The following is a 21,947-nucleotide window of genomic DNA, read 5'->3' on the forward strand; positions in this document are numbered from 1 at the left end:
CACCGCGCCTGTTACCGGACATCTTGCCGACGCCCCGGGGACAGCGGCCGCGGGTGCTCGCTATCCTCCGGGACATGAGCCGTGAGCATGACACGCGCGGCGCCCTTGACCAGGCGCGATGGTGATTCCGGTGACCGGTGACATGGGCCCCGTGCCGTCGGGGCCCGGTGGCGCGCAGGCGTGGAGATCCTTCGGGGTCCGGCTGCGCCAGTGGCGCCGGCGGGCCGGACTGACCCAGGTTCAGGTGGGCGCCCGGGTCGGCTACGACCACACCGCCATCAGCAAACTCGAACACGGCAGCCGCCGGACGCCGCCGCCGCTGGCCCGCAGGCTGGACGACCTGCTGAGGGCGGGCGGTGACCTGCTGGCCGCCTGCGAGGCGGCCGAGGCGCTCGAAGCCGGGCGGCCCTCGGGCGAATCGGCCGGCGGACCGCCCACCGCCCCGGCGCGCCGGGGTCCGCTTCCCGGCGAACCCGCGGGCGGGGCGCTCCTGGCGATGCTGCCGCCGGGCGCCGCGCTGCCCGCCCGCCTTCCGGCGTACGGACTCGCCTGCCCGGTGCACGGCCGGGACGGCTGTGCCGTGCCCGCGCTGGCCGATGTCGTCGCACTGCACGCCGTCTTCTGCGCGCTGGGCCCGGAATCCTCGCCCCACCCCGCGCTGGACGACGAGACCATGCACGCGCTGACCGCCCTGCTGGCCGTCTGTCTGCGCGCGGAGGAGGAACGCGGCTGGCCGGGAGCGACCGCGGTCGTCGAGCGCACCCTGCACGCGATGCTCCGGTGGATGGCGCTGCCCGCCGCCCCCTACCAGCACCAACTCGCCCCGCTGGCGGCCGAGTACGCGCAGTCGGCCGGTTGCCTGCGGCTGCTGTGGGGCCGCAACGGCACCGCGATGGCCTGGCTGGACCGCTCGTTGCTCTGGTCGGCGATGGCCGGTCATGTGGGGACCGAGGTCGCCGCCCTGAGCGATATGAGCACCCTGGCCCGGCTGGAGGGTGACGGCCCGTCTGCGCTGGCGTACGGCGGGGCCATCCGGCAGGCCGCGGCGGGCCGGGCCTGGGCGGGGGCGATGAGCGATCTGTACCAGGCGCGCGGCCACGCGGTCCGGGGGGACGCCGCGCAGACCCTGGGGCACATCGACCGGGCCTGGTCCCAGCTGGACCGGGTCGGGGAGCGGGACGAGACGGAGGCGCCCTGGCTCTCCGTGGCCTCGGTGCGGTTGCGGGTGGAGTCGGGCGCCGCCGGAGCGCTGCGCGACCTCGCGGCGGCCACCGGGGACCGCCGGTTCGCGCTGCGCGCGGTCGGGGCGGCCGGCACCGCGCTCGGACTGCTGCCGGCCGGGATGCTCTCGGCCCGGATGCTGTTCCTGGCCCGGCTGGCGGACGCCCATGCCTGCGCGGGCGACCTGTCGGCGGCGCAGGCCGTGGCCGGTCCGGTGCTCGACACGACGGAGGTGACCCCGTCGACCCTCCTCGGCCAGGAACTGCGCGGGCTGCACGGCAGACTGGCGGCCCGAGGCGCCGGCCGGCCCGAGACCGAGGACTTCGTCCGCAGACTGGCCGCGGTGATCCGCTGAGCCCCGCACCGGGGTGGTCCGCGGCAACGCCGGGGGCGGGGCGCGTCGTACCCGCCCCGCCCCCGCCCCCGTCACTCTGATCCCGGATCAGCTCACGTCGAGCGCCACATCGTCCACGACGAAGCTGGTCTGGAGGTAGGCGTCCTCCTTACTGGTGAACCCCAGCGTGAGGGTCTGCCCCGCGGCGGAGCCGACGTCGAAGCTCTGCTGGACGTACCCGCCGCCCGCGTCGAGATTCGAGTACGTGGCCAGCGTCCGGGTTCCCAGCTTGACGGTGAACGTGTCGTAGGCCGTCGCGTCGCCCGCCGACTCGGCGGTGTCGGTGCGCACGAAGAACGACAGCCGGTACGTCGAGCAGCCCGCCGGAACGGTCAGCGACTGCGAGGCGCTGTCGGTGTGGGCGCTGCCCCAGCCGCCGAACCAGGCCTGGTAGGAACCGGTGTGCGCCGGCTTCTCCGACGTCCGGTTGTTGATGACCCCGTCCGTCTGGGTCCACGGCGCCGTGCCGTTCTCGAAGCCGCCGTTGGCGACGACCTGCCGGGCCTGGCAGTTGCCGCCGCCACCGACGACCAGCGAGTAGGTGGTGGTGTGGGTGGCGGTGCCGGTCGCGGTCACCGTGAGCGTGTAGGTGCCGGCCGCGGCCTGGGCCCCCGCGGAGACGGTCATCGTCGAGGACGATCCCGACTGCACGGTCGCCGGGGCGAAGGAGACGGTGACCCCGCTCGGTGCGCCGGAGGCCGTCAGGCGGACGCTCTGTCCGGAGCCGCTGGTGGTGGCCGTGGACACGGTCGCGGTCGCCGAGGCGCCCGGCTGGACGTTGCCGGACACCGGGTTCACCGAGACGGAGAAGTCGTCGGCCGGTGCGGTGCTGCCGACCGCCGTCTTCCACACCGTGTAGGCGACACCGTCGGCGCTGCGGTCGAGCGCGGTCGCGTTGATGTTGCTGGTCGTGTCGCACGACTGGTGGTAGCAGGGATCGTACGAACGCCCGGCCGTGCCGCCCCACTTGGCGGCCTGGGCCGAGGTCTTGGTGTCACTCGCGCCGGTCGCGTACCCCGAGGTGGCGATGCCGGCCTGCTGGAAGGAGTAGTCGTCGGAGCGTCCCTGGCCCTCGATGTTCTCCTCCGGAGCGAGGCCGAGCGAGGTCCAGTACTCCTTCATCGGGGCCGAGGCCGCCGAGTTGAGGTTGTTGATGAAGTAGCCGCCGTTGGTGGAGGCGATCATGTCGAAGTTGTAGTACGCGCTGATGGCGGCGCGCTGGGCGGAGGTCAGCTGCCCGACGTAGTACTGGGAGCCCTGCAGGCCCTGCTCCTCGCCGTTCCACCAGGCGAAGCGGACGTGCTTGGTCATCGTCGGGTTCTGCTGGGCCAGCGCGAGGGCGTTCTCCAGCAGGGTGGCCGAGCCGGATCCGTTGTCATTGATGCCGGGACCGGCGCTGACGCTGTCCAGGTGGGCGCCGAACATCACGGTCCGGTCCGCCGGTCCGCCCGGCCAGTCCGCGATGAGGTTCTTGCCCGCGTAGGTGCAGCTGCCGCAGGTCTGCTCGCTGACGGTGTAGCCGGCCGCCTGGAGCTTGCCCTTCACATAGGCGAGCGAGGCGGTGTAACCGGCACTGCCGGCCCGGCGGTTGCCGCCGTTCTGCGAGGCGACGGTGCTGAGCTGCGACAGGTGCGACTGCACATTGGCGACGCTGATGTCGGGAGGCGTGCCGCCCGGCGTGCCACCGCCGTCATTGACGGTCAGTGTGTACTGCGCGGTGTGGCTCTGGGTGCCGGCGCCCTTCACGGTGAGCGTGTAGGTCCCGGGGGCCGCGGCCGACGCCGTCGAGACGGTCATGGCCGAGGTCGCGCCCGACTGCACGGCGGACGGACTGAAGGAGACGGAGACTCCGCTCGGCTGACCGGTCGCGGACAGGTTCACCGTCTGCGCGCTGCCGGAGCTGACGGTCGTCCTGACCGTGGCCGTCACGGAGTTGCCGGGCTTCACCGAGCCGGTGGCGGGGTCCAGCGACATCGAGAAGTCGTTGTTGCCGCTCGGGGTGCAGGCCGGGTCACCGCTCTGGGCGGGCACGCTGACGGCGTCCCAGGCGGCCTTCGTCCGGTTGAACAGCACGCAGGTGGCGTCGAGGGTCTTGGCCGAGGTGAGGGTGGCCGTGCGGTAGCGCTTGTACGTCATGCCGCTGGTCTTGAGCAGCATGCCGCCGTAGAAGACCTTGCCGGCGCTCTGGATGCCCACGCCGGTGACCGAGGAGCTGTTGCACGTCGGGCTGGACGGCTTGCCGCCACCGGGGCTGGAACCCTCGGCCAGCAGGTAGAACCAGTGGTTGAGCGGACCGGCCGCCGCGTGCTCCTCGGTGCTGGGTATGGAGGAGCTGTAGCAGTTCGGGTCACCGATCTGCCCCGGGTTGTACATGATCCGGATCGGCCCGTTGCCCACCAGGTTGATCTTCTCGCCGACTGTGTAGTCCGGGTCGTCGTACGGGGCCGGCTCGTTGGTGTACGCCTCGGTGAGCGCCCCCATGATGTCGCCGGTCGCCTCGCCGAGACCGGACTCGTTGTTGGCGCCGCCGGGCGTGTACTGGTCGATGCCGTGGCCGAACTCGTGGCCCACGACGTCCATCGCGCCGATCCACTGGTTGGCGTTGTTGTGGCCGATGGAGACGGTGGAGCCGTCCCAGTAGGCGTTCACGTCGTTCAGCCCGACCTTGACCGGCCAGCTGCGGCCGTTGCCGTCGTGACCGTTGCGCCCCAGCCAGTCGCGCAGCATGTCCCACTCGTGCTGGGCCGCCCACATGACGTCGACGCAGCCGGTCTCCTTGGCTGAGGCGTTGCCGGTGCCCCAGGAGTCGGAGGACTTGGTGAAGACGCCGCCCGTGCTGTAGTCGGCGCAGCTGAGTCCCGGCCTGCCGGGGTCTCTGAGCGAGTAACTGCCGCCCGAGGAGGTGGTGTTGATCGACAGTGGGGAGGGCCCGTTCCACTGGCTGTTGCCGGTGCCGGCCTTGACGTCGTCGTAGCTGTCGAGCACCGCGCCGGTGCCCGCGTCGACGAAGACGTGCAGATGGCTGGGCGCCTTCGCGGTCCGGCCGGTCAGCACCGTCTCCCAGGCCAGCCGGGACTTCCCGCCGGTGGCCCGTACGACCAGCCGGTGGCTGTCCACCCGCTCCACGGACTTCAGCTTCTTGCGCGCGGCGGCCTCTGCCCTCGCGGCGGAGACGGTCGCGGTGGTCGGTACGTTGATCCGCCGGGAGACCGCCGACTGCGCGCCGCGGACCCGCCCCTTGGAGTCGGCCACCACGACGGCGTCCCCGCCCACCACCGGGAGTCCGCGGTAGGTGCGCTGGTAGGCGATCGAGTAGAGCCCGTTGACCCAGGGGGTCACGTTCTGCCGCTCGTAGCGTTCCTCCGGCCCCTTCGCCAGGGCGTCGAGGCCACTGGCGGCCGCCCGGTCGGCGGCCGAGACCGCGGCCGCGAGAGGGGTGGGGGCGGGCGGGCTCGGTTCCGCGGAAGCTGACTGGCCATTCGTGGCGACCAGCATCGCGGCGAGGACGGCCAGGGTTGTCCCGGCCGTCATCGGTCTGCGTTTCATCGAGGCTCCTCGGTTTGTGGGGACCTCGGTCACGGGCGGCGGCGTGGACAGACGCCCCTCCCGTGCGGCTGCCGTCGGCCGTCCGCCCAGGTGGTGTCCGTGATCGAGCGACCGAACACTCACACGTGACCCTCGGCGGGTCAACGAACCAGGGGCGCTGTGAAGGGAGTTGGCAAGTCTGGTCAAGTCGGCCCGGTGGGATCGCACAGCGTTCGCACAGGGCGGTGGTGAGTCGGCGTGTTCGCCAGGTGGCTCGCGAGAGATCGACGGCGTGGCGGAATCCGGGCGCCGGAGGAACGCGAGGGGAGTGGACAGTTCGGCGGTGAGGGGCCTACTATGCACCCGCACTCAATGATCTTGCCGCAAAAACATCCAACGTGAGCATATCACCTCTCGATCAATTACGCAAGCTCTCCTGACGTACCGTCACGTGGCCGGCTCCGGCCCGCCGCCAACGAGGAAGACGACAGACATGACTTCGGGAACCATCACCGCAGCGGACGCCGGCACCTGGCAGCTGGGCGACCTGACCGTCAACCGGATGGGTTTCGGTGCGATGCGCCTGACCCAGAACGGCGCCGCGCTCAGCACCGCCCGCACCCCGCACGACCGGGACCGGGCCATCGCCGTGCTCCGCAGCGCCGTTGACCTCGGTGTGAACCACATCGACACGGCGGCCTTCTACTTCTCACCGATGAGCTCGGCCAACGAGCTGATCAACCGGGCGCTCGGGCCCTACCCGGAAGAGCTGGTCATCACCACCAAGGTCGGCCCCGGCCGGGGTCCGTCCGGCGACTGGCTGGACTGGGCCCGGCCGCAGGACCTGCGCGGCCAGGTCGAGGAGAACCTGCGCCAGCTCGGCCGCGACCACCTCGACGTGGTGAACCTCCGGATGAACGGGCCCACCTCCATCGCGGACAGGTTCGGCGCGCTGGCCGAACTGCGGGAGGAGGGGCTGATCCGTCACCTGGGACTCTCCAACGTCGGGGCGGACCAGATCGCGGAGGCCCTGCCCATCGCACCGGTCGTCTGCGTGCAGAACCGCTACGGCATAGCCACGCGCCGGGCGGACTCCGACGACGTGCTGCGGATCTGCGGCGAGCGGGGCATCGCGTTCGTGCCGTTCTACGCCATCGCGGGCGAGGGCCGGGAATCCGGTGCGGCCGCCGCCGCGGAGAGCGAGGCGGTGTCGGCGGTCGCCAGGGCCCACGACGCCTCGCCCGCCCAGGTCCGGCTGGCCTGGACCCTCCAGCGCGGCCCCCACGTACTGGCCATCCCGGGCACCGGCAACCCGGACCACCTCACCGAGAACGTCGCGGCGGCCGCCCTGCGGCTCACCGGGGACGAACTGCGCCTCCTCACCGAACTCGGCCGGCACACCGGCTGAACCGCACCGTCGGCCGGCCCGGGGTGACCCGGGCCGGCCGGAGACCCGGGAGCGGCCCCGTAGCGACGTAGCATGATCCTCATGGAGCAGCGCGAACTGGGCAGGACCGGACGGGACGTATCGGTCGTCGGACAGGGCACCTGGCAACTCGGCGGGGACTGGGGCGAGGTGCGGGAGGAGGATGCCTTCGGTGTGCTCGACGCGGCCGTCGAGTCGGGAGTCACCTTCTTCGACACCGCGGATGTGTACGGGGACGGCCGCAGCGAACAGCTCATCGGCCGCTATCTGAAGGAGCGTCCGGACGCGCGGGTCTTCGTCGCGACGAAGATGGGCCGGCGCGTCGAGCAGCTGCCGGAGAACTACGTTCTGGACAACTTCCTCGTCTGGAACGACCGTTCGCGGTCCAACCTGGGCGTCGACACCCTGGACCTGGTGCAGCTGCACTGCCCGCCGACCGCCGTCTACTCCTCCGACGCGGTCTACGACGCCCTCGACACACTGGTCGAACGGCAGCGGATCGCCGCCTACGGGGTGAGTGTCGAGACCTGCGCCGAGGCGCTGACGGCCATCGCCCGCCCCGGCGTCGCCAGCGTCCAGATCATCCTCAACCCCTTCCGCCTCAAGCCGCTGGACGAGGTGCTGCCGGCCGCGCGCGCCGCCGGTGTCGGCATCGTGGCGCGCGTGCCGCTCGCCTCGGGGCTGCTCTCGGGCAAGTACACCAAGGACACCGTCTTCGGTCCCGACGACCACCGCACGTACAACCGGCACGGGGAGGCGTTCGACCAGGGCGAGACCTTCTCCGGGGTCGACTACGCGACCGGGATCGCCGCCGCGGCCGAATTCGCCGGGCTCGCTCCCCAGGGGGCGACGCCGGCCCGGACCGCACTGCGCTGGATCATCCAGCAGCCGGGCGTCACCAGCGTGATCCCCGGCGCGCGTTCGGTGGAACAGGCCCGCGCCAACGCCTCTGCGGCCGCGCTGGAGCCGCTGGCGGACACGACACTCGACGCGGTACGTGACCTCTACGACCGCAGGATCCGCGCGGCGGTGCACAGCCGCTGGTGAAGGGCGGGGCTACCGGCCTTCGTCATCGGGGGCCGGTGACTGCGCACCGCTCGTCGAGGTGACCTCGTCCGGGGTGGTGGCCGAACTGGAGTCGGGGGAGAAGAGACTCATCCCCAGATACACGGCGGCGAGGAAGGCGACGGTGCCCGCGATGGCACTGGCCACCCTCGGGCGGCGTCTTATCGCCTCACGGGTGCTGCGCCGGGGGGCGTTCCTCGACCGGCCTGCCGCGCGCCGCCCGTGGCCGCCGGCCGCCTGCGGCAGCCGGTAGGTGGTCGGAGCGCCGGAGTCCTCACCGGACGCGGCGCCGGGCCCGGCCTTGGCGGGGGACCGGTGCGGCGCGGGGGAGATCGGTGCGGGCGACGGCGGGTAGGGCGCGGCCGGTGCCTGCGGTGGAGCGGGCCGGTACATCGGCAGCGGCTCCGCCTGGCCCCGCCAGGCCTCGCCGCTGAACCAGTCGGCGACCTGCTGGGCCGTCGGCCGGTCCTCCGGCTGCTTCGCGAGGAGCCCCAGCAGGTACGAGTCGAAGGCGGCGGACATCTCGACCCCGCGCTGCCGCAGCGGCACGGGAGGCGTGTCCACGTGCTGGTAGAGGGTGGCGGTCGGGGTGTCGGAACGGAACGGCGGCTGACCGAGCAGCAGCTGGTAGACCACACAGCCGAGGGAGTACATGTCCGAGGCGGCGTCGGCCGTGCGGCCCAGTGCCCGCTCCGGCGCGAGGTAGAGGCTCGTGCCGACGATATGGCCGGTGGTGGTGAGCGCGGCGGACGGATCGTCGACGAACTGGGCGATGCCGAAGTCACCGATCTTGACGGAGCCCTCCACGTCCAGCATCAGGTTTCCGGGCTTGATGTCCCGGTGGACTATGCCCTGCCGGTGGGCCGCGGCCAGTCCGGCGGCGGCCTGGCCGGCGATGCGGGCGACCTGTTCCGGGTCCAGCCGTTCCTGGGACAGCAGCAGATCGGCGAGGCTCCGGCCCTCGACCAGCTCCATGACGAGGAAGAGCCGGTCCTCCCAGGACCCGAAGTCGAACACCGCCACCAGGTGGGGATGGCTCAGCCGGGCAGCGGTCTGGGCCTCCAGCCGGAAACGCGCGGTGGCCGACTCGTCGGCATGCTCTCCCAGCAGCAGCTTCACCGCGACGGACCGGCCGAGGACCTCGTCCGTGGCCCGCCAGACCTCACCCATCCCGCCACGACCGATGGCGGATATCAATCGGTACCGACCAGCAACCAGCACCTGCGCACACCTATCCAGAGTTTGGGCCGAGGACCGCTTCGACTGCCGCGGCTGCGACCTCATCTGTATCCGACGGGGTGGGGGGTACGCAGCATGATCAGGATATCCGGCGGACGGCCGCCGGACGACCGCCGGGCGGCATCGGCAGGGATCGGGCGGACAACCAGGCACAGGCGGCCTGCGCGCCGAACTCGCCCTGGCCGCTGGGACATCCTCCGTCACCGCGCGGGGCGCAGGCCCTCCGAGTCCGTGGCGGCCGTGCTCTCAGCCGCTGATCATCCCGGGTCCCCCGCGGCCGCCCGGCCCACCGATTCCACCAGGGGCAGCAGCCGGTGCGGCACCCGCTCCCGCAGGGCCACCTCGGTGCGGGTCCTGACCACGCCCGGCAGCTGGATCAGCTGCTGGATCACGTCCTCCAGATGTCCGTTGTCCCGGGCCACCACCCGGGTCAGCAGGTCGCCGCCGCCCGTGGTGGAGAAGGCCTCGACGATCTCCGGTACGGCGGCGAGCGCTTCGCCCACATCGTCGAGGTGCCCCTGCGTCACCTCCAGGTGGACGAAGGCGAGTACCGGGTGGCCGAGCGCGGCGGGAGAGAGGACCGGTCCGCTGCCGGTGATCACCCCCTCGCGTTCCAGCCGGTCGATGCGGGCCTGGAGGGTGCCCCGGGCGATGGAGAGGATCCGGGCGTACTCCCGCACGCTGGTGTGCGGCTGCTCGATGAGGAGCCGCAGGATGCGGGTGTCGAGCGCGTCCACCGCCATGGTCCGCCGGCCTCTCGCTGGTACGTCTGCTGGGGCGGCGACTGTACCAATGGCACACCGGCCGCCGCCCCGGATCGGTCGGCGGCCGGGACGGCGGGTGGACGTCAGAACTGCACGTCGGAGCAGGCGTAGAAGGCGTTCCCGGTGTCGGAGATCGTCCAGACGCCGAGGATCAGGTGCTTGCCGGACTTCTGCGGCAGTACGCCGGAGTGGGTCACGGTCGAGCCGGGCAGCTTGCCGCCGAAGGGGACGGTGAGGAACGGCTGCGGTTCCAGGTCGGCCCGGGTGAGCGGCTGGGACGGGTCGTAGCCGTCCTTGGTGATGTAGTACCGGAAGTCGGTCGTGGCGTGCCGGGCCTCGATCCGCCAGTTGAACGTGTAGTTCTGCCCCGCGGTGACCTTGGTGGCGGGCCAGGCGCCGCCGCGCGGGTCGTCGAGCTCGGAGAACCGGCCGATGCCGCCCGAGCAGATGTGGCCGTCGGCTGGTCCGCGGGTGGGGAAGCCCTTGGGGCCCTCGACGCTCGGGGGCTCCCACTGGATCTGCCCGCAGTGCTTGACGGTGCCGATGCCGCAGAGCTGCTGACGGCTGATGGGGGAGTCGGTGTAGCCGTGGCTCTGGGCGCTGCCGGAGGTGGCGAAGAGTGCCGCACCGGCCAGGCCGAGCCCGGCCAGTAAGGAAGTGATCCTTCTGCGCATACGTAGCTCCTGGAGATGTGGGGTGATGTCCGGAGAGTTCTGCGGTCTAGACCAAGGGTGAGCGTAGTCATGTCAACTCACCGTGTCCATAGCGTCCTGGGACTCGCCGCCGGGCGGGCCCGATGTCCCGGTCCGCGACCGCCCGGCAGCAGGCGTCAGGGGCGGAACGACACCATCTGGGCCGGATCCGCGTGCTGCGGTGCGGTCGAGACCGAGCCGTGGCCGTCGATGCTCAGGGCCAGCCCGCTGTGGCGGTTGACCAGGCGGTACTCGCCCGTGGCCTGTGAAGCGCCACCCGCGGCGGGGGACTTCATGGCCTTCTGGAGGTACCACTGGGAGGTGGCCGACACCTTCGCGCCTTTCGCGCCGAGCGAGACCCGTGCGCCCCAGGCCCGCCCGTTCGCACCGTCCGCCACGCGCAGCGGTCGACCGTCAGGTCCGGTGACGGTGTAGAAGCCGTCGCCGGTGCTCGTGACCTTCCACTTCTGGGTCTGGCCGCCGGACAGCGCGAGCGAACCGCCGTTCGCGGCCCTGATCTCCCGGGCCCTGCCGCCGGCCGGGGAGACGGGCAGCGCGGCCTTCGAGGTGGGCTCGATGGTGATGTCGGCGTACTCACCCGTGTACGTGTCGCAGTAGAAGGAGCAGTACGAGCGGAACGTCCTGCCCACCACGCTGGACGTGGTCCTGCTCCCCGAGTCGAGGAACCACCGGTACCACGAGGCGTTCTGGTTCTCCGCGACGCCGCCGATGTCCTCCCACTTCTGGGTGGCCAGGTCGTCCGTCGCGTAGAAGTGCAGCGGGGAGTCGGTCTCGGTCGCCTGGGCGATGTTGTTCTGCGGGGTGCCGATGTACTTGCCCAGGTAGGCGCTCCACGTGATGTTCATGACGGTCAGCTGGGAGTTGTCCGGCATGGTGCCCCGCGCGACCTGGTCCGCCGCCTTGCCGGCGGTGGACGGTTTGTACTCGTCGGCGGGCGCGGTGTAGCCGGTGCCGTTGCCGTCCGCCGGGATGATGTTGGATTCCTCGCCACCGGTGCCCGGCGACTGCCAGGCCCCGTCATGCCACTTCTTCCACGAGGAGGGCGCCATCTTCTGGGCGATGGGAGCGCGGGCCACGTGCTGGTGCCAGACGCTGCCGCCGCCGGACTTGTTCAGCACCCGGTCGGCGTAGAAGACGTAGAAGTAGCCCGAGGCGTTGTCCACGAACAGGCGCGGGTCACCGTCGCCGTAGTCGTACGTGTCCTTCGGGAACTGGCCGGTGTCGTCGCGCTTCGTGCTGTACGGCGAGGTGATGACGTGATCCTCGATCGACCAGGTCCTGCCCTGGTCGCGGGAGACGGCGTAGTCGATCCCGTCGTAGTGCATGCCGTCGCCGAAGGGCTGCGGCGTGAACTCGTTGTGCACCAGTCCGTACCAGTCGCCACTGTCCGGGTCGACCCAGACGCCGGCCAGATCACAGTAGTTGGGGTGGGCGTAGCCCGACGTGTCCGGGGCCGGCGTGGCTTCCTTGCCGGTGGGGCTGTTGTCGCAGCGCCACGTGGTGTCGTCGTTGCGGTCCTGCTCGTTGGCGGGGTTCACCGCACCGGATATCGGGTCGAGCCGCGCGGAGTCGAAGTCGTCGCCGCTGAAGAAGTTCCACTCGCGCGGGTCGTCCGCGCCGTACAGCGCGTGTGCCTGCTGGTAGTAGAACCGGCCGTCCTTCGCCGTGAACACTCCGGCCGGGGTGTCATCGGGGTTGGCGTACTCGACGGGGGCACCGGCCGAGAGGCTGTACTCCGGGCCAGGCGCAGAGGCGGCGGTCCAGTTCTGCGACGTCTGCTTCGGGTCGCACGGAGCCAGGCCGGTCCGCGCGTTGTTCGCGACCCCTCCCAGTACGGCCACGCACTTGCCGGACTTGGCGCTGTAGATCGTGGCGTCGGGCAGGTACTTGAACTTCTGCTGGTTCACCCGTGCACAGTCGTAGAGTTGGACGCGCGCGCCGTTGGCATCCGAACCGCCGGTCACGTCAAGGCATTTGCCGAGCACCTTCACCGAACCGTCGTCCGCCCAGCTGAACCGCTGGGCGGCGGAGCCGTTGCAGTCGAACAGCTGGATGGCGGCGCCGTTGGCCGAGCTGCCGTCGGTGACGTCCAGACACTTGCCGCCGATGGTCACCGTCCCGGATGCCGCGGCGGCGTTCGCGGCGGGCAGAGCCACCACTCCCGTCGCCACCGCCATGGTGAGCGCGGACGCGGCCGCGAGGCCGGCCCTTCGTCCTGTTCTCTGCTTCACTGTTTCTCCTTCGGAGATATGCGGAATCGGAGACATACAGACATGCGGACATCCGGACATGCGGAGTCGCAGGTCGTGCGAGGGGCTGTCCGGAGCGATGGGGCGAGCGGGCTCAGGTCCTGATGGGGGCCACGAGTCCGTCGATGAACTCGGCCCAGTCGGCGCGTGTCGCCGGTTTGCCCGGGACTCCGGGCCGGCTCTGCCACGGCAGCGGCCCGTCCTCCCGGCGGTACTCGACACCGAGTGCGTCGAGCCGGACCAGATGGGCGCGCAGCCGTACGAGGAAGTCGTCGAAATCGCGCTCGCCGTCGCTCCAGAGAGCCTCGGCGATGGCGCACAGACGCGGGAAGACGTAGTAGTCGACCGTCCGGGGCGAATCCATGTGCTCGGTCCAGATGTTGGCCTGCCCGCCGAGGATCCGGGCCGTCTCCCGTTCGGTGAGCCCCTCGGGCACCGGGTCGAAGCCGTACGCGTCCGCAAGCGTCAGCGGCACCGCGAACGGGATCGGTTCGCTCTCCAGCTCCGACTGCCGGTAGTCCAGGTACGCCAGGTCGTCGGGGCAGGAGATCACGTCGTACCCCCGGCGCGCCGCGGTACGGGCGCCGGTCATGCCGCGCCACGAGGCGACCGCGACGCCTTCCGGGACAGCGCCCTCCAGGATCTCGTCCCACCCGAACACCCGGCGGCCGCGCGCCGCGATGTGCGCGCCGATGCGGCCGAGGAACCACGCCTGGAGCTCCTTCGAGCCGGCGAGCCCCCGCTCCGCCATCAGTTCCCGGCTGCGCGGATCGGCGTCCCACTGGTCCTTGGGGCACTCGTCGCCGCCGATGCCGATGAAGGGCCCGGGGAAGAGTTCCATCACCTCGTCGAACACGCCGAGGAAGAAGTCGAGCGTCGACTCCTCGGCGTTGAGGATGTTCTTGTTGATGCCCCACCGGGGGCTGGTCTCCAACCGCTCGCCGCGTACACCGAGTTCGGGGTAGGCGGCGATGGCGGCCTGCGAGTGGCCCGGTACGTCGATCTCCGGCATGACCGTGATGTGCCGCTGGGCGGCGTACGCGACGATCTCGCGCAGGTCGTCCTGGGTGTAGTAACCACCGTGCGGACGGCCGTCGTTGGGGGCGTCCTCGGTGGCGCCGAGCTGGGACTCGCGACGCCAGGAGCCGACCTCGGTCAGCCGTGGGTGCCGCAGGATCTCCACCCGCCAGCCCTGGTCGTCGGTCAGGTGCAGATGGAGCGTGTTGATGCGGTGCGTCGCCAGCAGGTCGAGGAAGCGGAGCACGTCGTGCTTGGGCATGAAGTGCCGGGCCACGTCCAGCATCGTGCCGCGCCAGCGGAAACGTGGCGAGTCCTCGACGGTGCCGCAGGGCACCGCCCAGCTCACCCCGGCCACCTCGGCGGCACGGTAGATCTGCGGCGGCAGGAGCTGGCGCAGGGTCTGGCAGCCGTAGAAGACACCGGCGGTGTCGCCGCCCGTGATGGTGACGCCGCCCGGACCGCAGACCAGGCGGTAGCCCTCGGCGGGGAGGCGCGGATCCAGGGTCAGCGCCAGCGCGGAGCCGGCCGGGGCGGGTTCTGAGCCTGCGGTCACCGGCAGTGCCAGTCCGGTCGCCGGACGCAGTACCGACTGCAACCAGCGGGCGGTCGGCTCCAGTTCAGCGGGCGCGCTGATCCAGGTGGACGTGTCCAGCGAGAACGCGCCGTCGCCGGACGCGACCGAGCGGGGGCGGGGGAGAAGGAGCATGGTGGGGGTCATCCCTTCACGGCTCCGGCGGACATGCCGGACACCAGCTTGCGTTGGATGATCAGGAAGAAGACGACCACCGGCAGCGAGAAGAGCACCGAGCCGGCCATCTGGCCGCCGAAGTCGGTACCGGTGGCAGGAGTGGAGAACGACGCCAGCCAGACGGGCAGCGTGTAGTGGTCCTGGTCCTTCATGAAGGTGTAGGCGACCAGATAGTCGTTCCACGCCGTGATGAACGCGAAGACGCTGGACGCGATCAGGCCCGGCGCCACCAGGGGGAAGAGGATCCGGGTCAGGGTCTGCCAGGTGGTCGCGCCGTCGAGCCGTGCGGCCTCCTCGATCTCCGCCGGGATCGTGATGAAGAACCCGCGCATCACCCAGATCGAGAAGGGCAGCACGGTGGCCACGTAAGCGAGGACCAGCCCGATGTACGTACCGAGCAGCCCGATCTCGTTGAAGATCAGGAAGGTCGGGATGAGCAGCGCCGTGATCGGCAGCATCTGCACGATCAGGATCGACACCATGATGGTGCGCCGGCCCCGGAAGCGGAACCGGGACAGTGCGGCCGCGGCGAACGCCCCCAGGACCACGGCGAGCAGCACGGCGCCGCCCACCACGATCAGACTGTTGCGCAGGTCGGTCAGGAAGCCGGTCTGGTTGATCGCCGCGTTGAAGTTGCGCAGCGTGGGGGAGGACGGCCAGAAGTGCGGCGTCGGCGTCATCGCCTCGGAGCGTGCCTTGAAGGCGGTGTTGACCATCCAGTAGACAGGGAAGATCCACACGAGGCAGAAGACGATGGCGAGCGTGTTGTTCAGCCATCCGCCCCGTGGGCTCCCCGCCCGGAACGGACGGCTCTTCACCCGGTGTCCCGTACGGCTTCTCACAGGTCCTCCCCCGAGCGAAGCAGATTGCGGATGTACACGGCGGTGATCCCCAGCAGGATCGCGGTGGTGATGACCGACAGGGCCGCGCCCTGGCCGATCCGGAAGGACACGAACGCCGTCTTGTAGGCGAAGATCCCGAGCGTGCTCGTCGCGTTGTCGGGGCCGCCCGCCGAGACCAGCCAGATCTGGTTGAAGACGTTGAAGTCCCAGATCACCGACATGATCGTGACGAGGAGCAGGGTCGGCCGCAGGAAGGGCAGTGTGACCGACCACCACACCCGCCACTCGCCCGCCCCGTCCAGCCGCGCGGCCTCCGGCAGCTCCAGGGGCAGCTGCGTGAGCGCCGCGTACAGGGTCAGCGCGATGAACGGCACCGCCTGCCAGACCACCAGCGACCAGATCGAGAGATACGCGAGAGAGGCGTTCTGGCCCCAGTCGGTATTGGTCATGTCGCCGAACACGTGGACCTGGGTCAGCAGCCAGTTGACGACCCCGTAGCCCGGCTGGAACAGCCACTTCCACACCAGGGAGGAAGCGACGTTCGGCATGGCCCAGGCGAAGATCAGCACGACCGTCACCGTCATGCGCATCGCGGTGCGCAGCCGGGTGAGCAGCTGGGCCACGCCCACGCCCGTCACGATGCTGCCCGCGACCATCGCCACGGTGAACAGCACGCTGCGCACCAGCGACTTCCAGAACTCCGGGTCGTGGAACATGTCGGCGTAGTTCCGAGTGCCGACCATGCTGAACTCGCCTGTGAAGAGCGTGCGTTGGCTGTAGTCCGTGAACGAGGTGAAGACCAGGAACAGGACCGGCGCCACGCTGAAGACGGCCATCACCAGCCCGGCCGGTGAGAGCAGCCACACCACCGCCCACTGCCGTCGGTGCCTCGGCCGCTTCCCCGGCTCCGCCGGACGAACCGCGTCGAGCGGACTGCCGGCGGGCGGCGTTGTCGCGGGTCCCGGATCCTCGGTGAGCAGGTCGTGGGCGCCGGACGTGCGGGGGCGGCCCGCTCCGTCAGCCGGCCGCATTGAGTGCCTTGTCCACCGCGGCGTCGAAGTTCCGGGCCGCGTCGGCCGGGGACTTCTTGCCGGAGGCGACTCCGGAGAACAGCTGGTTGACGGACTTGTCGGCCTCCAGCGAGGCCCACTTCGGGCTTGCCGGAGTGGCCCGCGAATTCAGCGCGGCTTCGAAGAAGCCCTTCTTGAGCGGGGCGGCTTTGGCCAAGGCCTTCTCGTTCGCTTCGGCGCTGTTCGGATTCCAGCCGTCGTGCCCGCCGATCCACGTGTCCTGGATGCCGGGGCTCGCGGCGGTCTTCATCCACTGGAGCGCCAGGTCCTGCTGCCTGCTCTTGGCCGCCACGCCCCATACGGCGCCGCCCAGCATCACCGGCTGGGCCTTGCCCGAGGTGCCGGGCAGCGGGAAGGAGCCGAGATCGGCGTCGGTGAGCTCGGGGTTGGCCTTCTCGATCTGGGCGATCTGCCCGCTGGTCGCGGTGATGGCGCCTGCCTTGCCGTCGGCGAACACCTGGAGCTGGTCCGGGTTCTGCGGATCGGCGGTACGGGAGGCGGGCGCGGAGTACAGGTTCTGGAACTTCTTGAACTCGGCGAGACCGGCCTGAGCCTTGGCGGAACCGACGCCGGCCGACCACGTGGCGCCTTGCTCGGTGGCTATCTCGCCACCCGCGTCCCAGATGAACTGCAGCCCGGTGGCCCAGTGCTGGCCGGGCAGGTAGAACGGGGAGAAGTCGGACGCCTTGTTGGCCGCCCCGACCTTCCCGAGCGCCGCGGTGAGCTCGGCGTAGGTCTTCGGTGCCTTCTTGACGCCGGCCTTCGCCCACATCGTCTTGTTGTAGATCACCGCGCGGGCGGCGGCGAAGCCCGGCACGGCGTACAGCCTGCCGTCGACCGTCGAGGGCTCCTCCAGGCCGGGAAGCCATTTCTGGCCCTGCCTGAGGTCCTTGGCGTACGGGGTCAGATCCAACAGGCCGCCGCTGGAGGCGTAGCTCGCGACCTGGGTGTTACCGAGATCGAGGACGTCCGGCGGGCTGTCGGTGGCCAGCGCCGTCGTGAGCTTGGTGGCGATGCCGTCCCAGCTCTGGGTCTCGATCGTGACCCCGGCACCGGTCTTCGCGGAGAACTCCTGCTTCATCGCCTTGAGCGACTCGGGGGAGTAGTCGTCCTGCATGATCCACACGGTGAGGGTCTTGCCTTCCCCCTTCGCGTCGGAGACCTTCTGCTCACCGCCGCCCGCGCCGCCCGTCCCGGAGCCGTTGCAGGCCGTCAGGGTGAGAGCGGAAGCCAGGCCGAGGGCGCCGGCCACGGCGAACCTTGAGTGTTTCATCGCAACTCCTGTGATTATGAGGCGGTTTCAAGCAAGGAGAAGGGTGCGGACAGGGGGGTGAGTCCGGGTCAGAGCACCCCGAGCTCACCGGCGAGTACCAGGCACGCGCCGCCGAGCAGGATCAGATCGTTGTCCCCGGCGAGGGAACGGATGTCGAGAGCGGCGTTGACCGGGCCGAGCGTGCGGGCCCGTACGACCTCCAGCGCGGCGTCGAGGAACTCCCCGTCGACCAGCTCGGGGGGGCCGGTCAGCACGATCTCGTTCAGGTTCAGGACGCTGATGATCGGGGCGAGTACGGTGCCCAGCGCCCGGCCCGCCGCTGCCCGCAGGGCCGGCCACCGCTCCTCGGGCGCCAGATCGAGACGCCGCCTCAGGTGCCCGGCGTCGATGGACAGATCGAGGCAGCCGCGCCGCCCGCACATGCACAGCTCACCGCGCTCGTCCACGGTGACGTGACCGATCTCGCCCGCCGCGAACTGCTCCCCCTCGACCCGCTCGCCGCCGACGATCAGTCCCGCGCCGACGCCGTGCTCGATCGAGATCACCATGAGGTTCTGGGTCCGCGCGTCCCGGAAGTGCAGTACCCCGAGCGCCGCCAGGTTCACGTCGTTGCCGACGTACGCCGGGATGCCGAAGCGTTCGGTCAGCTCGGCCGCCAACGGGAGGCCCGTCCAGCCGAGATGGGCGGCGAGACGGATGACCCCGGTGTCGTCGATGATGCCCGGCGAGCCGACGCCGATCCCCAGCACCCGCCGGGGCGCCGCCTCGATCAGCTCCTCGGTGAGCCGGAGCACCAGTTCGTGGGCGGCCGTGCCCAGGGCATCGCCGAGCGGCACGTCCCGGCGCTCGACGGCCTCGCCCCGCAGATTGAGCACCGCGCCGCTGAACCGGTTGCTGTGCGACAGGTCCAGGACCACGAGGTTCACCGCGTCGTCCTCGATGCGCACGAGACTCGCGGGCTTGCCGAGCCGTGCGCCGCCCTGCCGGGGGCCGATGTCGGCGACGAGCCCGTCCTCCTCAAGATCCGCGACGAGCGCGGAGATCGTCGGCGCGGTCAGCCCGGACGCCCGCGCGATCTCCGAACGGCTCTTGGGTCCTTCGTGGTACAGCGTCGCCAGCACCAGCGACCGGTTGTGCACCCGGCTGTCCAGCGTGCTCGCCTTCTGCCGCTCCGGAGGCCGGCGCGGCAGCGCCGGTACCTGGAGCAGGCTGCGCTGCGGACGGAGGGGTCCGGCAGGGGGAACGGCGGATTCGCCCATGGAGTGCGACTGCTTCCTAAAGTGGCTTTACTTAAGATGCTTTAGATAGTCAGTCGCATGTCTGCCACCGTCAAGGGGGTGGACGGGTGTTTTTCGGCCACGGCCGTGGCCGTCGTCGTGCTGGAGCGGACCGTCAGGCGGCCTTGGCCACACGGGCGACGGGATGCAGCGCGGCGTACTCCAGGGGTGCGGACGGGTCGATGGAGACGTCCAGGGGTGCGGGTTCGGCTCCCGCCCGGACCAGGAGGTCTCCGACCGAGGCGATCATCGCCCCGTTGTCGGTGCACAGCTTCGGCGGCGGGACCCGCAGCGTGATGCCGGCGGCGAGGCAGCGTTCCTCCGCGAGAGCCCGGACACGGGAGTTGGCGGCCACTCCGCCCACCACGACCAGGGTGTCCACGCCGTGCTCACGGCAGGCGGCGACCGCCTTGCGCGTCAGCACGTCGGCCACGGCCTCCTGGAGTGAGGCGGCCCCGTCCGCCAGCGGCAGTTCCTCGCCGCGCAGCCGGTACCGCTCGGCCCAGCGGGCGGCGGAGGTCTTCAGCCCGGAGAACGAGAAGTCATGACGTGAGTCCCTCGGGCCGGACAGCGGGCGCGGGAACGCCACGGCACGCGGATCGCCGTCCCGGGCGGCCCGGTCGATGGCCGGCCCGCCCGGGTAGGGCAGCCCGAACACCCGGGCCACCTTGTCGAAGCACTCGCCGGCCGCGTCGTCGATGGTGTCGCCCAGGTGTGTGATCGGGTCACGGGCCAGATCCCGGACGAGCAGCAGGGAGGTGTGGCCACCGGAGACGATCAGCACCATGCAGGGGTCGGGCAGCGGCCCGTGCTCCAGGGTGTCGGCAGCCACGTGCCCGGCCAGGTGATGCACCCCGTACAGCGGCACCCCGAGCGAGAACGCCAGGGTCTTCGCCCCGGCGAGCCCCACCTGGAGCGCCCCCGACAGCCCGGGGCCGGTGGTGACCGTGACGGCACCGATGTCCGCCATCCGCAGCCCCGCCCGGTCCAGGGCCTCCCGCACGACAGGTGTGAACGCGTGCAGGTGCGCCCGCGCCGCGATCTCCGGCACCACTCCGCCGAACCGGGCGTGCTCGTCCATGCTCGACGCCACCGAGTGCCCGAGCAGGCGCCCGTTCCGCACGAGGCCTGCGCCGGTCTCGTCGCACGAGGACTCGATGCCGAGCACCACCCGGGACTCCATGGCGTACCTTTCTGCACGAACTGGCTAATTGCAAGCTATGTGCAATAAGGATACGTCGAAGCTCACCCGGGTCGGTCAGGCACCCGGGCCGGTCAGGCACCCGGGCCGGTCAGGCACCAGGGTCGGTCAGGCGCCCCTGCGCAGGGCGATCGTGTCACCGGCGTTGACCACCTTCGCGCGGGTCGCTCCGGCGAACGCCGAGCCGTCGCTGCTGACCTTCCACGTGTTCGTCCCGCTGTTCGCCTTGCCGTTGAGTGCCGTGATCGCGCCCGTTCCCGAGGAGGGAGTCACGCCGCTCACGCAGCCGGACGGGGTCGCCCCGGCCGTCGCCGCGTCCAGGACGGCGCCGAGCGTCGTTGTGGTCCCCGTGGGGGTGAAGGCGACGGAGCACACCTTCAGGCCGCCCGCGCCGTCGTCCACGGTCAGGGCCAGTTTCGTTGCGGTGCCCGGGGTGAAGGCGGACTGCGCCACCCACTGGGGCGCGCCGCTCGTGACCGGGGCCGGGGGAGCGGCGGTGAAGCCTCCGCCGGCGACGGCGCGCAGTCCGTCGATGGAGGCGTATGCGGAGGGCGCGGTGTCGCCGGGCAGGTACTTGAAGCCGCCGCCGGGGCTGAACTGCTGGCTGATCAGGAAGTCGACCGGGGTCTTGCCGGCGGAGGTGAGGAAGTCACCGGTCTGCGGGTTGATGCCGCAGGCGTTCAGGCCGGAGACCGCCCAGCCGTTGGAGTCGGTGTTGACGCCGAACATCGCGTTGAAGGCGCCGCTCGTGGGCACCAGTTTGCTCTTGAGGAACGCCTTGGCCTGCGTGATGTCCGTGTCGGTGCCCGGGACACCGGAGACGCAGAGCGCGGCCATCGCGGCGCCGGTCATGTCGATGTCACTGGTGGCGGCGAGCGCCGCCGGATCGCCTTCGGCCTTGCTGAAGTTCCAGCCGCCGTCGTTGTGCTGGTTGGCGCGGATGCGGGTGACGAGCGAGTCGCGCAGGGCCTGGGGTATCCGCTGGGCACCGGCCTGGGTCCTGGCACCGCCGAGGGCCAGGGCCGCGAAGACGGTGCCGTTGAAGTTGGCGGACGGGCCGAAGTAGCCGGGCTCGGCGTTCTGCCAATAGCCGTAGATGTCACCGATCAGGTTGCGGGAGGCGGAGACCCTGGCCGGGTCGATACCGGCCGCGTAGGCGTTGAGCGTGGCGCGTTCGTAGTCGGTGACCACAGGCGCCGCCGACGGCCAGCTCGCCGTGGCGAGCAGGGCGCGGTAGACCGATCTCGCGTTCTTCGAGGCGTCGCCGCCGGGTGTGACGTCCACCGCCGCGGTTCCGGCGGAGGCCAGGGCGCTGAACGCCCACTCGTTGGACAGTCCGCCCGAGGCGTACGAACCGTCGGCTGCCTGCAGGGACTTGAGATACGCGACACCGTTCGTCTTCGAGGTGGCGATCTGGGCCGGTGTGGCGGTGGCCGCCGCCGGCAGGACACTCAGACACAGAGCCCCGAGGGAGACGGCTGCTGTGAACACAAGACGGGGTGAGACCGAAGGACGGGACATGGCCTGCTCCTGGGATGAGGGGCGCGCCGACCGGGCCCGCGTCCGGCCCGAAGAAGGGCGGCAGGGGGCAGGGCCGCCGCCCGAACGCGTGGACCGGCTTCCTGTGATGCACCGCCGCCATGGGCATTCGGGCTCGGAACGGCCCCCAGCCGTCCCACACCGCTGCGCGTCAGCCCCGGGCTCTCACCGGGTTCCCCCATGTGGCAGCCCAGGACGCTACCCCAGGCGAAGCCGTCCTGTCAGCAGCCCCCCATCCCACTCCGAACGGAGCGCGGCCCCTTCTTGACGTTGTGTGCGCAAGCGTGCTCCAATCCGCCTGATAAGCACTGAGTCCCAGGGGAAGCCGGTCGAAACCCGGCGCTGACCCGCAACCGTAGGCCCGGCATTGCCGGGCGAGCC

15 protein-coding genes and 1 riboswitch are annotated in these 21,947 nt (G+C 70.9%); of the genes, 3 read left to right on the top strand and 12 right to left on the bottom strand.

The window, feature by feature from the left end; genetic code table 11:
• The first annotated feature begins 130 nt into the window (after positions 1 to 130).
• Positions 131 to 1,576 carry a helix-turn-helix domain-containing protein gene (locus ACZ601_RS16930; protein ID WP_469538353.1) on the top strand — a complete coding sequence of 482 codons (1,446 nt, stop codon included), beginning with the start codon at positions 131 to 133 and terminating at the stop codon, positions 1,574 to 1,576.
• Between the two features lie 87 nt (positions 1,577 to 1,663).
• On the opposite strand, the gene ACZ601_RS16935 is transcribed toward ACZ601_RS16930, so the two are convergent.
• Positions 1,664 to 5,146, bottom strand: coding sequence for a M28 family peptidase (locus tag ACZ601_RS16935; RefSeq protein WP_469538525.1), 3,483 nt, complete (start codon positions 5,144 to 5,146; stop codon positions 1,664 to 1,666).
• A 487-nt stretch (positions 5,147 to 5,633) separates the two neighbouring features.
• Between ACZ601_RS16935 and ACZ601_RS16940 the strand changes: the two genes are divergently transcribed.
• Positions 5,634 to 6,548: an oxidoreductase gene (locus tag ACZ601_RS16940; protein WP_469538355.1), complete on the top strand. Its 915-nt coding sequence runs from the start codon at positions 5,634 to 5,636 to the stop codon at positions 6,546 to 6,548.
• A gap of 72 nt (positions 6,549 to 6,620) precedes the next feature.
• A complete protein-coding gene (locus tag ACZ601_RS16945; protein WP_469538358.1) occupies positions 6,621 to 7,613 on the top strand; it encodes an aldo/keto reductase in 993 nt (330 codons plus the stop codon).
• 9 nt (positions 7,614 to 7,622) lie between these two features.
• Here the strand turns inward: ACZ601_RS16945 and ACZ601_RS16950 are convergent, their stop codons facing one another.
• The 11 genes from ACZ601_RS16950 to ACZ601_RS17000 all read right to left on the bottom strand — a co-directional run bounded on the left by ACZ601_RS16950 (position 7,623) and on the right by ACZ601_RS17000 (position 21,548).
• Entirely contained in the window at positions 7,623 to 8,852 is a 1,230-nt protein-coding gene (locus ACZ601_RS16950) for a serine/threonine-protein kinase (protein ID WP_469538361.1), read from the bottom strand.
• A gap of 275 nt (positions 8,853 to 9,127) precedes the next feature.
• The gene (locus tag ACZ601_RS16955) at positions 9,128 to 9,613 is read right to left on the bottom strand and encodes an Lrp/AsnC family transcriptional regulator (RefSeq protein ID WP_469538364.1); all 486 of its coding nucleotides are present in this window, start codon (positions 9,611 to 9,613) and stop codon (positions 9,128 to 9,130) included.
• 104 nt (positions 9,614 to 9,717) lie between these two features.
• Positions 9,718 to 10,308, bottom strand: coding sequence for a lytic polysaccharide monooxygenase auxiliary activity family 9 protein (locus ACZ601_RS16960; RefSeq protein ID WP_440574569.1), 591 nt, complete (start codon positions 10,306 to 10,308; stop codon positions 9,718 to 9,720).
• 155 nt (positions 10,309 to 10,463) lie between these two features.
• Positions 10,464 to 12,578 carry a ricin-type beta-trefoil lectin domain protein gene (locus tag ACZ601_RS16965; protein ID WP_469538367.1) on the bottom strand — a complete coding sequence of 705 codons (2,115 nt, stop codon included), beginning with the start codon at positions 12,576 to 12,578 and terminating at the stop codon, positions 10,464 to 10,466.
• Between the two features lie 112 nt (positions 12,579 to 12,690).
• Positions 12,691 to 14,322: a beta-N-acetylhexosaminidase gene (locus ACZ601_RS16970; RefSeq protein WP_469538370.1), complete on the bottom strand. Its 1,632-nt coding sequence runs from the start codon at positions 14,320 to 14,322 to the stop codon at positions 12,691 to 12,693.
• Between the two features lie 8 nt (positions 14,323 to 14,330).
• Positions 14,331 to 15,206, bottom strand: coding sequence for a carbohydrate ABC transporter permease (locus ACZ601_RS16975; protein WP_469538373.1), 876 nt, complete (start codon positions 15,204 to 15,206; stop codon positions 14,331 to 14,333).
• Positions 15,203 to 16,237, bottom strand: a complete 1,035-nt coding sequence (locus tag ACZ601_RS16980; RefSeq protein WP_469538376.1) for a carbohydrate ABC transporter permease — start codon at positions 16,235 to 16,237, stop codon at positions 15,203 to 15,205. Before ACZ601_RS16980 ends, ACZ601_RS16975 begins: the two co-directional genes overlap by 4 nt.
• Positions 16,224 to 17,549, bottom strand: coding sequence for an extracellular solute-binding protein (locus ACZ601_RS16985; protein WP_469538379.1), 1,326 nt, complete (start codon positions 17,547 to 17,549; stop codon positions 16,224 to 16,226). The genes ACZ601_RS16980 and ACZ601_RS16985 overlap by 14 nt, the downstream gene beginning before the upstream one ends.
• A 68-nt stretch (positions 17,550 to 17,617) precedes the next feature.
• Positions 17,618 to 18,808: an ROK family transcriptional regulator gene (locus ACZ601_RS16990; RefSeq protein WP_469538381.1), complete on the bottom strand. Its 1,191-nt coding sequence runs from the start codon at positions 18,806 to 18,808 to the stop codon at positions 17,618 to 17,620.
• A 133-nt stretch (positions 18,809 to 18,941) separates the two neighbouring features.
• Positions 18,942 to 20,009: a tRNA (adenosine(37)-N6)-threonylcarbamoyltransferase complex transferase subunit TsaD gene (gene tsaD / locus ACZ601_RS16995; protein ID WP_469538384.1), complete on the bottom strand. Its 1,068-nt coding sequence runs from the start codon at positions 20,007 to 20,009 to the stop codon at positions 18,942 to 18,944.
• 126 nt (positions 20,010 to 20,135) lie between these two features.
• Entirely contained in the window at positions 20,136 to 21,548 is a 1,413-nt protein-coding gene (locus ACZ601_RS17000) for a hypothetical protein (protein ID WP_469538385.1), read from the bottom strand.
• 102 nt (positions 21,549 to 21,650) lie between these two features.
• A riboswitch (cobalamin riboswitch) is annotated at positions 21,651 to 21,790 on the bottom strand.
• Between the last annotated feature and the right edge of the window lie 157 nt (positions 21,791 to 21,947).

It is taken from the genome of Streptomyces sp. NPDC104307, assembly GCF_055584045.1.